At 36.5% G+C, this 14,756-nt stretch carries 11 protein-coding genes and 1 pseudogene; 11 read left to right on the forward strand and 1 reads right to left on the reverse strand.

Features of this window, described 5'->3' with window-relative positions; translation table 11 throughout:
- Positions 1 to 2 precede the first annotated feature (2 nt).
- The 11 genes and pseudogenes from ilvC to yihA all read left to right on the forward strand — a co-directional run bounded on the left by ilvC (position 3) and on the right by yihA (position 14,471).
- Complete coding sequence (gene ilvC, locus I7822_RS26040) at positions 3 to 1,034, forward strand: ketol-acid reductoisomerase (protein ID WP_207981978.1); 1,032 nt, start codon at positions 3 to 5, stop codon at positions 1,032 to 1,034.
- Positions 1,021 to 1,240, forward strand: a pseudogene (locus tag I7822_RS26045) (hydroxymethylglutaryl-CoA lyase-like TIM-barrel protein); the annotation flags it as partial. The gene ilvC and the pseudogene I7822_RS26045, both read left to right, overlap by 14 nt.
- 48 nt (positions 1,241 to 1,288) lie before the next feature.
- Positions 1,289 to 2,398, forward strand: coding sequence for a 3-isopropylmalate dehydrogenase (leuB, locus tag I7822_RS26050; RefSeq protein WP_207981979.1), 1,110 nt, complete (start codon positions 1,289 to 1,291; stop codon positions 2,396 to 2,398).
- 168 nt (positions 2,399 to 2,566) lie between these two features.
- Positions 2,567 to 3,994 carry a 3-isopropylmalate dehydratase large subunit gene (gene leuC / locus I7822_RS26055; protein WP_207981980.1) on the forward strand — a complete coding sequence of 476 codons (1,428 nt, stop codon included), beginning with the start codon at positions 2,567 to 2,569 and terminating at the stop codon, positions 3,992 to 3,994.
- A gap of 14 nt (positions 3,995 to 4,008) precedes the next feature.
- Positions 4,009 to 4,602 (forward strand): 3-isopropylmalate dehydratase small subunit, encoded by a 594-nt coding sequence (gene leuD / locus I7822_RS26060; RefSeq protein WP_207981981.1) that lies wholly within the window; start codon positions 4,009 to 4,011, stop codon positions 4,600 to 4,602.
- Positions 4,603 to 4,713: 111 nt separating this feature from the next.
- On the forward strand, positions 4,714 to 5,718 hold the full coding sequence (locus tag I7822_RS26065; RefSeq protein WP_243459687.1) for a tetratricopeptide repeat protein: 1,005 nt from the start codon (positions 4,714 to 4,716) through the stop codon (positions 5,716 to 5,718).
- Positions 5,719 to 6,085: 367 nt separating this feature from the next.
- Positions 6,086 to 7,375, forward strand: coding sequence for a trigger factor (gene tig, locus I7822_RS26070; protein WP_207981982.1), 1,290 nt, complete (start codon positions 6,086 to 6,088; stop codon positions 7,373 to 7,375).
- A 423-nt stretch (positions 7,376 to 7,798) separates the two neighbouring features.
- Positions 7,799 to 9,079: an ATP-dependent protease ATP-binding subunit ClpX gene (gene clpX, locus I7822_RS26075; RefSeq protein ID WP_207981983.1), complete on the forward strand. Its 1,281-nt coding sequence runs from the start codon at positions 7,799 to 7,801 to the stop codon at positions 9,077 to 9,079.
- A gap of 488 nt (positions 9,080 to 9,567) precedes the next feature.
- Positions 9,568 to 11,247, forward strand: coding sequence for an ATP-dependent protease LonB (gene lonB / locus I7822_RS26080; RefSeq protein ID WP_207981984.1), 1,680 nt, complete (start codon positions 9,568 to 9,570; stop codon positions 11,245 to 11,247).
- 318 nt (positions 11,248 to 11,565) lie between these two features.
- Complete coding sequence (gene lon, locus I7822_RS26085) at positions 11,566 to 13,890, forward strand: endopeptidase La (RefSeq protein ID WP_207981985.1); 2,325 nt, start codon at positions 11,566 to 11,568, stop codon at positions 13,888 to 13,890.
- Positions 13,887 to 14,471, forward strand: coding sequence for a ribosome biogenesis GTP-binding protein YihA/YsxC (yihA, locus tag I7822_RS26090; RefSeq protein ID WP_207981986.1), 585 nt, complete (start codon positions 13,887 to 13,889; stop codon positions 14,469 to 14,471). The genes lon and yihA overlap by 4 nt, the downstream gene beginning before the upstream one ends.
- A 49-nt stretch (positions 14,472 to 14,520) precedes the next feature.
- On the opposite strand, the gene I7822_RS26095 is transcribed toward yihA, so the two are convergent.
- The coding region (locus I7822_RS26095; RefSeq protein WP_207981987.1) for an IS3 family transposase at positions 14,521 to 14,756 on the reverse strand (236 nt) is incomplete at its 5' end.

The following is a 14,756-nucleotide window of genomic DNA, read 5'->3' on the forward strand; positions in this document are numbered from 1 at the left end:
ACATGACAAAGGTATATTATAACGGAGACGTAAACGAAGCAGCATTACAAGGGAAAACAGTTGCAATCATTGGATATGGTTCACAAGGGCATGCACACGCATTAAACTTAAAAGAAAGTGGAGTTAATGTAATTGTAGGTGTTCGTCAAGGTGGTTCTTTCAATAAAGCTGTTGAAGATGGTCATACAGTAGTATCAGTTGCTGAGGCAGCAGAGCAAGGCGATTTAGTAATGGTATTACTACCAGATGAGCAACAAGCGAAAGTATATCAAGAAGAAATTAAACCAGGCTTAGAAGCTGGAAACTCTTTAGTATTTGCTCACGGCTTTAACGTACATTTCAGCCAAATCGTACCTCCTACAGATGTTGACGTATTCTTAGTTGCACCAAAAGGTCCAGGACATTTAGTAAGAAGAACATATGAAGAAGGTGCTGGTGTACCTGCATTATTCGCTATCTACCAAGATGTAACTGGTAACGCAAAAGAAACTGCTTTAGCATATGCAAAAGGTGTTGGCTCAGCACGTGCGGGTGTATTAGAAACAACATTTAAAGAAGAAACTGAAACAGATTTATTTGGAGAGCAAGCAGTACTATGTGGTGGTTTAACTTCATTAGTAAAAGCTGGTTTCGAAACATTAGTAGAAGCTGGATACCAACCTGAGGTTGCTTACTTCGAATGTTTACATGAATTAAAATTAATCGTTGACCTAATGTATGAAGATGGTATGGCTGGCATGAGATATTCAATTTCTGATACAGCACAATGGGGTGACTTCGTTTCAGGACCACGCGTAGTAGACAGCAGTTCTAAAGAAGCGATGAAAGAAGTACTTAAAGATATCCAAACAGGTAAATTTGCAAAAGAGTGGATCTTAGAAAACCAAGCTAATCGTCCACAGTTTAATGCAATTAATAACAATGAAAATGAACACCAAATTGAAGTTGTAGGTAAAAAACTTCGTGCAATGATGCCGTTTGTAAAATCTAAACAAAATAAGAAAGAAGCTGTAAGTGTGAGTGCGAAAAATTAACCTTTTTGATACAACGCTCCGTGATGGCGAACAATCTCCAGGCGTTAATCTTAATGTTAGATAAAAGCTTGAGATTGCAAAAACAGCTAGAAAAACTCGGAATGGTCGTTAATGAAGCAGGTTTTCCTGCTTCATTAAAAGGTGATTTATTAGCAGTTCAAGAAATCGCAAAGACAGTCAAAAACAGCTCAGTAACCGGGCTAGCTCCTTGGAAGCAAGTCTACTAAATTAAATCACTAGAAGGGGGATAGAACATGAAAAAAACAATTGCATTATTACCAGGGGATGGAATTGGTAAAGAAGTTGTTGATGTAACAGTTGATATCTTAAAAGCTATTGCAGAACATTTTCATCATCAATTTCAATTTAATTATGGACTTATCGGTGGAGACGCAATAGATCAAAAAGGCAATCCACTGCCAGAAGAAACTATTGCTATTTGTAAGGATTCCGATGCAATTATTTTAGGTGCTGTTGGTGGACCGAAATGGGATCAAAATCCTATGGAACTTAGACCAGAGCGCGGACTATTAGGATTAAGGAAAGAACTTGATTTATTTGCAAATCTACGCCCAATTAAAACATTTGAAAGTTTGTTAGACTCTTCCCCTTTAAAGAAAGAGTATGTTGATGGAGTAGATTTTGTAATCGTTCGAGAGCTAACAGGCGGTTTATATTTCGGCAAGCCAAGTGAACGTATTGTTCATGAGGGTGATGATGCTGTAGTAGATACTTTACTTTATAAGCGTTATGAAATCGAACGAATCCTTGTTTCAGCATTTGAAATTGCTTCTAAGCGTCGCAAACATGTCACATCTGTTGATAAGGCGAACGTATTAGAATCAAGCCGAGTGTGGAGGGAAGTGGCAGAAGAGGTAGCTGCAAGATATCCAGATGTTACCCTAGAGCATATGCTTGTTGATAATGCAGCTATGCAGCTTATCCGCTCACCTAAACAGTTCGATGTTATTGTTACAGAGAATATGTTTGGTGATATATTAAGTGACGAAGCATCGATGATTACAGGTTCACTTGGAATGCTATCATCGGCAAGCTTATCTTCAAGTGGATTGCATTTGTTTGAGCCAGTACATGGTTCAGCTCCAGACATTGCTGGGAAAAACATTGCGAATCCGATTGCAACTATTCTTTCAGCAGCAATGATGCTACGCCAATCATTTGGTTTAGAAGAAGAAGCAAAAGCAATTGAAAAGGCTGTTGATAATGTATTGAATGCTGGTAACAGAACAGCTGACCTTGCTGAAGATGGAAAGGCTGTTTCCACAAAGCAAATAGGTGAAGAGATTAAAAATGCACTTGGAGATGACCATGCAATCTTAAATATTATGGAAGCTTATTCTTAAATCGTAATGTTAAAAGACTGATCTGTAAGTCATTGGAGAGTCAGAGCTAACAATAGACTAATATACTATGTTATCTACTTGATAATAAACGATACCTGAGTTTGAGGGGTCTGACACGTGCATTCGTCAGCCCCTCATTTTTCCATCTATAAAAGGAGGTTTATGACCATGAAGCCAAGAACGATAATTGAAAAGATATATGATGAGCATATAGTTCAGCAAGAACAAGGTAAGCCTGATCTAATTTATATTGACTTACACTTAATACATGAAGTTACATCACCACAGGCGTTTGAAGGATTGCGTGAAAAAAATCGTAAAGTAAGAAGACCAGACAGAACATTTGCTACGATGGATCATAACATCCCTACGGTAAACCGCTTTGTGATTAATGATGAGGTTGCAAAACTTCAAATTGGAGCGTTAGAAAGAAACTGTAAAGAATTTGGAATTCGTTTAGCTGACCTTGAAAGTGAAGATCAAGGAATCGTCCATGTTATTGGCCCAGAATTAGGCTTAACACTTCCAGGTAAAACAATCGTATGTGGTGATAGTCATACATCAACACATGGAGCCTTTGGAGCGATTGCCTTTGGAATTGGTACAAGCGAAGTAGAACATGTTCTAGCAACACAGACATTATGGAGACAACGTCCAAAAACGTTAAACATACATGTTCCAGGAAAGCTACAAAATGGGGTTACAGCAAAGGATGTCATTTTAGCTGTAATTGGTAAATACGGAGTTCGTTTTGGTACAGGTTTTATTATTGAGTTTACAGGTGAGGTTATTGAGAGCTTATCAATGGATGAGCGAATGACAATCTGTAATATGTCGATTGAAGCTGGGGCAAGAGCAGGGCTTATCGCACCGGATGAAACAACCTTCTCTTATATTAAAGGTAGAAAATATGCACCAAAGGGTGAAGAGTTCGATCAGGCAGTAGAATATTGGAAAACGTTAAAAACTGATGAAGGCGCAGAATATGATGAAGTCATTACGTTACAAGGTGAAGACATTGCACCAATGGTAACATGGGGAACAAACCCTGGAATGGCAGTTGGTGTTGACGAAAAGACACCTGATCTAAACGGTTTTCAAAATGAAGAAGAAGTGGATGAAGCAAAGCGTGCCTTTGATTATATGGGATTACAACCAAATATGAAGATTGAGGATATTAAAATTGATCATGTCTTTATTGGGTCTTGTACAAATTCACGTTTAACAGATCTACGCCAAGCAGCAGAAGTTATTAAAGGTCTAAAAGGGCAAAAAGTTGCTCCTGCTGTCAGAGCAATCGTTGTACCTGGTTCTCAAACAGTTAAAAAGGTAGCAGAAGCAGAAGGCTTAGATGTCATTTTTAAAGAAGCTGGCTTTGAATGGAGAGAGTCTGGCTGTAGTATGTGTTTAAGCATGAATAATGATGTTGTTCCAGAAGGAGAACGCTGTGCTTCCACTTCGAATCGTAACTTTGAAGGAAGACAGGGTAAAGGTGCGAGAACACATCTAGTAAGTCCTGCTATGGCAGCAGCAGCAGCATTACACGGTAAATTTGTTGATGTTCGACACATTCAGAAGGAGAAAATTCACGCATAATAAGGAGGGGCAAAATGAAACCTTTTACTACTCATACTGGGAAAATAGCAGTTTTAAATAGAGCAAATGTTGACACAGACCAAATTATTCCAAAGCAATTTCTTAAAAGAATCGAAAAAACAGGCTATGGTCGATTTGCCTTTTTCGATTGGAGATACCTTCCTGATGGATCTGATAATCCAGAATTTGAATTAAATCAAGAGAAAAGTAAGGGAGCCTCTATTTTACTAGCTGGTGAAAATTTCGGTTGTGGATCTTCTCGGGAGCATGCTCCATGGGCTTTGTCAGATTACGGATTTCAAGTTATTTTAGCACCTTCCTATGCAGATATTTTCCATCAAAACTGTCTGAAAAATGGGTTGTTGCCAATTACTTTAGATCAATCTGTTTTAGATGTTATCCGACAAAAGTCAAACGCTGAAGGATACGAACTAAAAATAGACTTAGAAGAGCAAAAGCTTACAGATAGCGATAATCTTTCAGAATCATTTGCAGTTGATCCATACTGGAAGGATATGCTGTTATATGGGAAAGACGAAATTGACTTAACACTAAACTATAACGAAAAAATTCAAAAATTTGAAGAAAGTAGAGCTGCATTTCTATAATGCCAGCTCTTTTTTTTGCTCAAAACTTTTTTCATATAGATACCGCTTGTTTTCCAAGAGTTGGATTGATAAACTTGTAAGCAAAGATTTGCTGCTGGAGTTGACCAACATATGAATGAGAAAAAGCGTTCAAAGATCATACCCTTCCCTAATTTGCAAGAACGTTACATAGATAAGGGAATGGCTTTATTAAAAGAGAAAAAGTATCATGAGGCACTTGATATGTTTTCTGAGGCTAAAAAATTAAATGAAGATAAAGCAGAGCTCTATTTAGGAATGGCAATTTGTTTTATGGAGCTTGGAGAACTAACAGAGGCGAAAGACATTTGTAAGAAAATGCTCTTGGAGGATATCGGTCACTACTTCACGGTATTACAAATTTATTTAACGATTTTAATCCAGCTTCGAGAATACCATGAAGTTCAAACAACAATTGAAGCTGTTTTAGAAGAGAATCATCTTCCTGCAGAAAGTGCGGAGCATTTTTATAAATTATTAGAATTCAGTCGGAAAATGACTCAAAACGATGAAGATATTTTTGAAGATGATAATGATGAGGGTACGACATATATTGAAGACATCCTTGAAAACACAAATAAGCAAATGGCTTATATCCAATCATTACAAGATCGAAATTTAAGTAAACATTACTCATCTCTAAAGGTCCTATTAGAAAATCCAAATAGTCATCCGATGATTAAATCTATGATTTTACATCTAATGATAGAAAATGAAGTTGAAAAAGAAGTGACAGTGTACAAATTTGGCGAAACCGTCACGGTCATACCTGCAAAGCTCAATGATATTGCCGATTTACCATTTACGAAGAAAGTCCTAAATATATTAGATGACACGTTAGGGCAAGAAAATCCCACTCTTTTTGAGGCGGTAAAAGAGCTTTGGATTAGACATTTATATGTTCTTTTCCCACTTCTTCCTCAACCGACAAATGCTAATTTATGGGCTGCTGCTCTTCATATTGTTGGATATGAGATGCATGGAATAACAATAGATCAAGTGGAAGTTCAGCAAATGTACGAGCTATCTCTACCGACATTACAAGAAGTATGTAAAAAAATATATCAAATAGAAGAAATTTCTTATATGCAAATATGAGGCTATATGTTGAAAGGAATGTTTTCTATGTTATAATAAAATGGTTGCAAAATAGTGATCATCGTATACAAGGTCTTTTTAGTGTGGGCAAAAAATGGGCCTTCTTTTTTATCTAGTTCCAACCTGTCATATAAGCGGTTGACAATAGGAACAAAGGTAGTGAAACGAACATCGGTGGGGATGAGGAGAATCTCACGTCTGGGAGTTTCAATAATGCGAAATCCTTAAGCATGGTTAGTATTCGGTTATTTTTACCGTACATAAAACAGGTATATCATAGTGTTTGATTGTTTAAACTGGACAAGCAACCACCATTTACCTATCACTTATTCGCACAATCATTATAGATTTTTGGAGGGAACAACACATGTCAGTAAAATGGGAAAAATTAGAGGGGAACGATGGCGTTCTTACGGTTGAAGTTTCTGCAGAGGACTTCACAAAAGCACTTGATGAAGCATTTAAAAAGGTAGTTAAGCAGGTTTCTATTCCTGGATTCCGTAAAGGTAAAATTCCACGTGGTATGTTCGAACAACGCTTCGGTGTAGAATCTCTTTATCAAGATGCATTAGATATTATCTTACCTACAGCATATCCTAATGCAGTTGATGAAGCTGGAATTGAACCAGTTGATCGTCCTGAAATTGATGTTGAACAAGTTGAAAAAGGTAAAAGCTTAATTTTCACTGCAAAGGTTACAGTTAAACCAGAAGTTAAATTAGGTGAATATAAAGGTCTAGAAGTTGAAAAATTAGACGACACTGTAACAGATGAAGATGTGGAGAATGAATTAAAACAACTTCAAGAACGTCATGCAGAATTAGCTGTTAAAGAAGAAGGCGCGATTGAAAACGGTGATACTGCTGTTCTTGACTTTGATGGGTATGTTGATGGTGAAGCTTTTGAAGGTGGAGCAGCAGAAAATTACTCACTAGAAATTGGTTCAGGTTCATTCATCCCTGGATTTGAAGAGCAACTTATCGGTTTAGAAGCTGGAGCTGAGAAGGATGTTGAAGTAACATTCCCTGAAGAATATCACGCTGAGAATCTTGCAGGAAAGCAAGCTGTTTTTAAAGTGAAGATTCATGAAATTAAAGCAAAAGAACTTCCAGCATTAGACGATGAATTTGCTAAAGATGTTAACGAAGAAGTTGAAACACTTGAAGAACTTAAAGCTCAAACAAGAACTCGTCTTGAAGAAGCTAAAAAGACTGAAGCTGAAAATCAACTAAGAGACACTTTAGTTGAAAAAGCTGCTGAAAGTGTAGAAGTTGATATTCCAAATGCATTAATTGAAAACGAAATTTCACGTATGATGCAAGAGTTTGAGCAACGTCTTCAAATGCAAGGTATGAATCTTGACTTATACTTCCAATTCTCAGGTCAAGATGAAGAAGCATTAAAAGCTCAAATGAAAGTTGATGCAGAGAAACGTGTAAAATACAACTTAACACTTGAAGCAATTGTTAAAGCAGAGAACATTGAAGTTTCTGATGAGGATGTTGAAGCAGAATTAACTAAAATGGCTGAAATGTACAATATGCCAATTGAAAATATCAAACAAGCATTAGGCGGATCAGCTGATGGTCTTAAAGAAGATTTAAAAGTTCGTAAAGCGATCGATTTTCTTGTGGAAAATAGCAAAGTTGTTGCATAATAATAATTAAAGAACAAGGCGCGAGTGGATCGTGCCTTGTTTTGTACAATTATGTTTTATTTATATTCCTTTGGGAATGATATAAGAAAGCCAATACATACATACACATGAAGTAATATAATAAGTAATAATTCGAAAAGGGTTAACATGCTAACAAATAGGGAAATGGAAATACAGTACAATGACACTTTTTTCTATTTTTCAACTTTGTAACCTTTTTCAAAGTTGAAGTAGTATCATTACCTGTCAACGTGTTACTTATGGTAAAATGCAATACATACCTGTTTTAAAATTAGTTTCTTTACATATGTGTAAAGAAAAGCATCCACCTGCTATTGCCTGACATGGTTGGGAAAGATAGACATTAAATTAGGGTTGGGTAGAATTATTAAAGAATGAGATAAAGATATAAGGGGTGAAACAATGTTTAAATTTAACGACGAAAAAGGACAATTGAAATGTTCATTTTGTGGTAAAACCCAAGATCAGGTTCGAAAGTTAGTAGCTGGACCTGGAGTATACATATGTGATGAGTGTATTGAGCTTTGCACTGAAATCGTTGAAGAAGAGCTAGGCACTGAAGAAGAAGTTGAATTTAAAGATGTTCCAAAACCGAAAGAAATTGATGAAATTTTAGATGAATATGTTATTGGTCAAGACCAAGCTAAGAAATCTCTAGCTGTTGCCGTATATAATCATTATAAACGAATTAATTCTAACAGTAAGATTGATGATGTTGAGCTTTCTAAAAGTAACATTGCAATGATCGGTCCTACTGGAAGTGGTAAAACATTGCTTGCTCAAACATTAGCACGTATATTAAATGTTCCTTTTGCTATTGCTGATGCAACATCATTAACAGAAGCAGGTTATGTAGGTGAAGATGTTGAAAACATTTTGTTAAAACTAATTCAAGCAGCTGACTATGATGTTGAAAAAGCAGAAAAGGGCATTATTTATATCGATGAAATCGATAAGGTTGCTCGTAAATCTGAGAATCCTTCCATTACACGTGATGTATCAGGAGAAGGTGTTCAGCAAGCATTGCTTAAAATTCTTGAAGGTACGGTAGCAAGTGTTCCTCCACAAGGTGGAAGAAAACATCCACACCAAGAATTTATTCAAATTGATACAACCAACATTCTATTCATTTGTGGTGGAGCGTTTGATGGCATTGAACAAATAATTAAACGCCGTCTTGGTAAAAAAGTTATTGGATTTGGTTCAGACAACAAAAATGCAGATTTAGATAAAAAAGCTCTACTTTCACAAGTATTACCAGAAGATTTATTAAAATTTGGTTTAATACCAGAATTTATTGGTCGATTACCTGTCATTGCGAGCTTAGAGCCACTTGATGAAGATGCACTAGTTGAAATCCTAACGAAACCAAAAAATGCTCTAGTAAAACAATATCAGAAAATGCTTGATCTAGATGGAGTTGAACTTGAGTTTGAAGAGGGAGCACTGATGGAAATTGCTAAAAAGGCAATTGAAAGAAAAACTGGTGCCCGCGGTCTTCGTTCAATTATCGAGGGTATTATGCTTGATATGATGTTTGACCTACCGTCTAGAGACGATATTACGAAAACAATTATAACAGCTGAGACTGTTACTGGTAACATCTCGCCAAAGCTTGTCTTAAATGATGGGACAGTTATACAAGATGATAAAAAACATCTGCTTAAGTTAGCAATTGTTTAATGATAGAAAGGAAGCTGATATATATCAGCTTCCTTTTTCGTTGTATTCAAAAAAAGGGTCTCTAGCCCCGACATATTATACTTACTTATAACATCAGCTATCCCTTCAAATTTAGAAAGTACTTGTAATATGCAATAGACGTTTTAAAAGAAAAACATGTTTATTCCTGCAAAACCTCGGAGATACTAGCTATAAATAACCGCTTCATACAAAAAGCACCTACAAATATTTTGCCTAAGCAAAAAGGCAAGCAAAAGCTTGTCTTTTGTCAGCTTTAAGTAAAAAGGGAATCCATAGTACATAATAGGCACTTTCATTTTCTTTATGGTTTGCTTTGTTTAATGACTGATCTACTAAGTAGACATAGGACAAGATAAAAAAATAACCTACAAGGCCGGAGAGTATACTTTTTTTATATGATCTAAGTATAATCCGTCTATTTTTCAACTTGTAGCGGTAATCAAGACACCTTAGCAGGAGGGACTACAATGAGTTGGACAAGTATCGCTTTGTTTATTCAGTTGTTTTTTGGGATTATTATCGGGATGTATTTCTGGAATTTATTAAAAAACCAAAGAACTCAAAAAATCTCGATTGACCGTGAATCTAAAAAAGAAATGGAACAATTACGGAAGATGAGGGCGATTCGTTTAACAGAACCTTTAGCTGAAAAAGTAAGACCAAAAAGTTTTCAGGATATAGTTGGACAAGAGGATGGAATTCGTTCATTACGAGCAGCCCTTTGTGGTTCAAATCCACAGCATGTGATTATTTATGGACCACCAGGAGTAGGGAAAACTGCTGCTGCTAGACTTGTGTTAGAGGAAGCAAAAAGAAATGTGAAATCACCCTTCAAAGAAAATGCTGTCTTTGTTGAATTGGATGCAACAACAGCTAGGTTTGATGAAAGAGGAATTGCTGATCCTTTAATTGGCTCTGTGCATGATCCAATTTATCAAGGAGCAGGTGCAATGGGGCAAGCAGGTATCCCGCAGCCAAAGCAAGGTGCAGTAACAAATGCACATGGTGGAGTCTTATTTATTGATGAAATTGGCGAATTGCACCCAATCCAAATGAATAAGCTATTAAAAGTATTAGAAGATCGGAAAGTGTTTTTAGAAAGTGCATACTATAATGAAGAAAATACACAAATCCCAACACATATCCATGATATTTTTAAAAATGGTTTGCCGGCTGATTTTCGTTTAATTGGTGCAACGACTAGAACACCAAATGAAATTCCACCTGCAATACGATCAAGATGTCTTGAGGTATTCTTTAGAGATCTTGAGCAAGATGAGCTTTCAATTGTCGCGAAAAAGGCAGCGACTAAGGTTGATATGATCGTAAGTGATGAAGGAATAGATATGCTAACTTCATATGTCCGTAATGGCCGTGAAGTAGTAAATTTAATGCAAATTGCTACAGGTATGGCAATGTCTGAGGAACGAAATGAAATAACTTTAGAGGACATTAAGTGGGTTATCCATTCAAGCCAATTAACACCTAGACATGAGAAAAAGATTAATAAAAAGGCGAAGGTCGGTTTAGTAAATGGATTAGCTGTCTATGGCCCTAATACAGGTGCACTTTTAGAAATAGAAGTGACAGTTATCCCAGCTGAGAAAGATAAAGGTACCATTAATATTACCGGTATTGTCGAGGAAGAGAGTATTGGTGACCGATCAAAATCGATTAGAAGAAAAAGTATGGCAAAAGGATCAATTGAAAATGTGATAACTGTACTCCGCTCTATGGGGATTAAAGCAGGAGATTATGATATTCACGTAAATTTCCCAGGTGGTACACCAATAGACGGTCCATCTGCAGGTATTGCAATGGCAACTGGAATCTTTTCAGCTATTCATAAAATTGCTATTGATAATAAGGTAGCTATGACAGGTGAAATTAGTATACATGGCAATGTTAAGCCTATTGGTGGAGTCATTCCGAAAATAAAAGCTGCTAAAAAAGCTGGAGCAAAAACAGTAATCATTCCGCAGGAAAATATGGAATCGATCATAAAAGGTATTGAAGGAATTGACATTGTCCCTGTTACAAATTTACAAGAAGTATTTGACTTAGCCCTTGTAAATCCACCAACAGAAAAAGCCAATCCTTTGCTTCAAAATAGCCTACAAGCATATCCACATCAGGAATCTGTCTAATTAAAAATCGGGGTCAGACTCCTATAGAGTTAATTGCTAATTACTTAGTGAAAACCGGGGTCAGACCCCTATAGAGTTAATTGCTATTTATTTAGTGAAAAACTTTGTAGGGGTCTGACCCCTTTATAGAGCTTTTACTAAGTATTTAGTGAACAGCCTTATAGGGGTCAGACCCTTTTTCTAGAAATTTTCTTTTTCAACTCAAAGTGAATAGGGTATACTACCTAAATGAGAAAAGTGGTTACAAATAGACACTAGTAAAAGAATAGGATAGAATTGTACAAAGAACTAACTATTATGTCATGGAGGTGTAAGCGCATGGCGAAATCAAATACTCAAATCGTCCCCCTCCTACCGTTACGAGGCTTGCTAGTATATCCAACGATGGTACTACACCTTGATGTAGGGAGAGATAAATCTGTTCAGGCGTTAGAAAAAGCAATGATGGATGATCATATCATCTTTTTAACGACACAAAAAGAGATTGCGATAGATGAGCCAAAAAAAGAAGATATTTACGAAATAGGAACATTAACGAAAATAAAACAAATGTTAAAATTACCGAATGGAACCATTCGAGTACTTGTTGAAGGTTTAGAGCGTGGCGAAATTAAACGCTTTGTTACAGAAGATGAATATTATTCTGTTGAAGTTTCTATCTATCAGGACCCAGATGTTAAGAGTGTTGAAGAAGAAGCCTTAATGAGAACAATGCTAGAATATTTTGAGCAATACATAAAGCTTTCAAAAAAGGTATCGGCTGAAACATATGCTACTGTATCAGATATAAATGAGCCTGGAAGAATGGCAGATATTATTGCCTCACATTTACCTCTAAAGCTAAAAGAAAAGCAAGAGGTACTTGAAACACTTGATTTAAGAGAAAGACTGAATAAAGTAATTTCAATCATTCATAATGAGAAGGAAGTCCTACAGCTTGAGAAGAAGATCGGCCAGCGTGTGAAACGTTCTATGGAACGTACACAAAAAGAATATTATCTTCGTGAGCAAATGAAAGCTATTCAAAAAGAGCTTGGTGAAAAAGAAGGTAAGGTTGGTGAAGTATCATCACTAACTGAGCGAATTGAACAAGCAGGTATGCCTGATCATATAAAATCAGTCGCTTTCAAGGAATTGGATCGTTATGAAAAAGTTCCTTCAAGCTCTGCTGAAAGTGCTGTTATCCGAAACTATATTGAATGGCTTCTATCATTACCTTGGACAAATGCAACAGAAGATCGTTTAGATATCAATATAGCAGAAGAAATACTCAATGAGGATCATTACGGCCTTGATAAAGTGAAAGAACGTGTTTTAGAGTACTTAGCTGTTCAACAACTAACAAACTCTTTAAAAGGACCGATTCTTTGCTTAGCTGGCCCTCCAGGTGTTGGAAAAACTTCGTTAGCACGTTCAGTCGCAAAGTCGTTAAATCGCCATTTCGTCCGTATTTCACTTGGTGGTGTTAGGGACGAATCTGAAATTCGTGGACATCGCCGTACATATGTAGGCGCCATGCCAGGTAGAATTATTCAGGGAATGAAAAAGGCTGGAACGATTAATCCAGTGATTCTTTTAGATGAAATTGATAAAATGTCAAATGATTTTAGAGGAGATCCATCTTCAGCATTGCTTGAAGTGTTAGATCCTGAGCAAAATCATAGCTTCAGTGATCATTATGTTGAAGAAACATACGATCTATCAAAGGTAATGTTTATTGCGACAGCAAACAACTTAGCTACAATTCCAGGACCGCTTCGTGATCGTATGGAAATTATTAATATCGCGGGCTATACAGAGCTTGAAAAAGTTCATATTGGGAAGGATCATTTACTACCAAAGCAACTGAAAGAGCATGGTCTTAAAAAATCTCATTTGCAAATTCGAGATGACGCAATTCTAAGCATTATTCGTTTTTACACGAGAGAAGCTGGTGTGCGTGGTCTAGAACGTCAGCTAGCTACAGTATGTCGAAAAGCTGCAAAGCTCATTGTAAAAGAAGAACGTAAAAAGATTATCATAACTGATAAAAACCTTGAAGATTATCTTGGTAAAAACCGTTTTAGATATGGTCAAGCGGAACTCGAAGATCAAATTGGTGTTGCAACAGGATTAGCCTATACGACTGTTGGTGGAGATACTTTATCAATTGAAGTATCTGTATCACCAGGTAAAGGTAAGCTTATTCTAACTGGTAAACTAGGCGATGTTATGAAGGAGTCTGCACAAGCTGCGTTTAGTTACATACGATCACGTGCAGAAGAGCTTCAAATTGATCGAGAGTTCCATGAAAAAAATGACATTCATATTCACGTACCTGAGGGTGCTGTTCCGAAAGATGGACCGTCAGCTGGTATTACAATGGCAACAGCGTTAATCTCAGCATTAACAGGAAGACCGGTTAGGAAAGAGGTTGGAATGACAGGAGAAATCACCTTGCGAGGAAGAGTTCTACCGATTGGTGGTTTAAAAGAAAAAACACTAAGTGCCCACCGTGCCGGCTTGACGAAAATAATCGCTCCAAGGGATAATGAAAAAGATTTAGATGACATTCCAGAAAGTGTTCGTAATGAGCTTACCTTTGTGCTTGTGTCACATCTAGATGAAGTATTAAAACATGCATTAGCAGAGGAGAAGCAATGAAAGTAACTAGTTCAGAAATCGTAATAAGTGCAGTAAAGCCAGACCAATATCCAGCTGTGGATCTTCCCGAGATTGCATTGGCAGGACGTTCAAATGTTGGGAAGTCATCATTTATTAATAAAATGCTTGCAAGAAAAAGCCTTGCAAGAACATCTTCAAAACCTGGAAAAACACAAACTTTAAATTTTTATATCATTAATGAAATTTTGCATTTTGTTGATGTTCCGGGTTATGGATATGCAAAGGTAAGTAAAAAAGAGCGTGAAGCATGGGGGAAAATGATTGAAACGTATATAACAACTCGTGAACAGCTTCGAGCTGTTGTGCTGTTAATAGACGTTCGTCATCCACCATCAAAAGATGATGTCTTAATGTACGGATTTTTAAAGCATTATGAAATTCCAACAATTATTGTCGCTACAAAAGCAGATAAAATTCCAAAAAGCAAATGGCAAAAGCATGTGAAGGTCATTAAAGATTCATTAAACATGGAAAAGTCAGACTCATTTGTTTTATTTTCATCTGAAACAGGACAAGGTAAAGATGAAGCGTGGAAAATTATCGAAAGTTACACATCATAAATAAAGAGGCTGACTATTTGATCTGAACCCAAAAAGTTAGACATGAATATTAAGCAGCTTCCTGGGCATGAGTTCGGTATTGAACCGGACTCATGCCTTTTAATTTTTCCTTAATTCGTTTGTGATTGTAATAGTAAATATTATCCTCTAATTCTTGATTGAAATGTTCCATACTCTCAAATTCTTTAAGATAAAGTAACTCACTCTTTAATAAGCCAAAGAAACTCTCCATGACTGCGTTATCTAAACAATTACCTTTTCGAGACATGCTTTGTGTAATCCCTT

It is taken from the genome of Metabacillus bambusae, from assembly GCF_017497975.1.
Classification (GTDB): Bacteria; Bacillota; Bacilli; order Bacillales; family Bacillaceae; genus Metabacillus; species Metabacillus bambusae.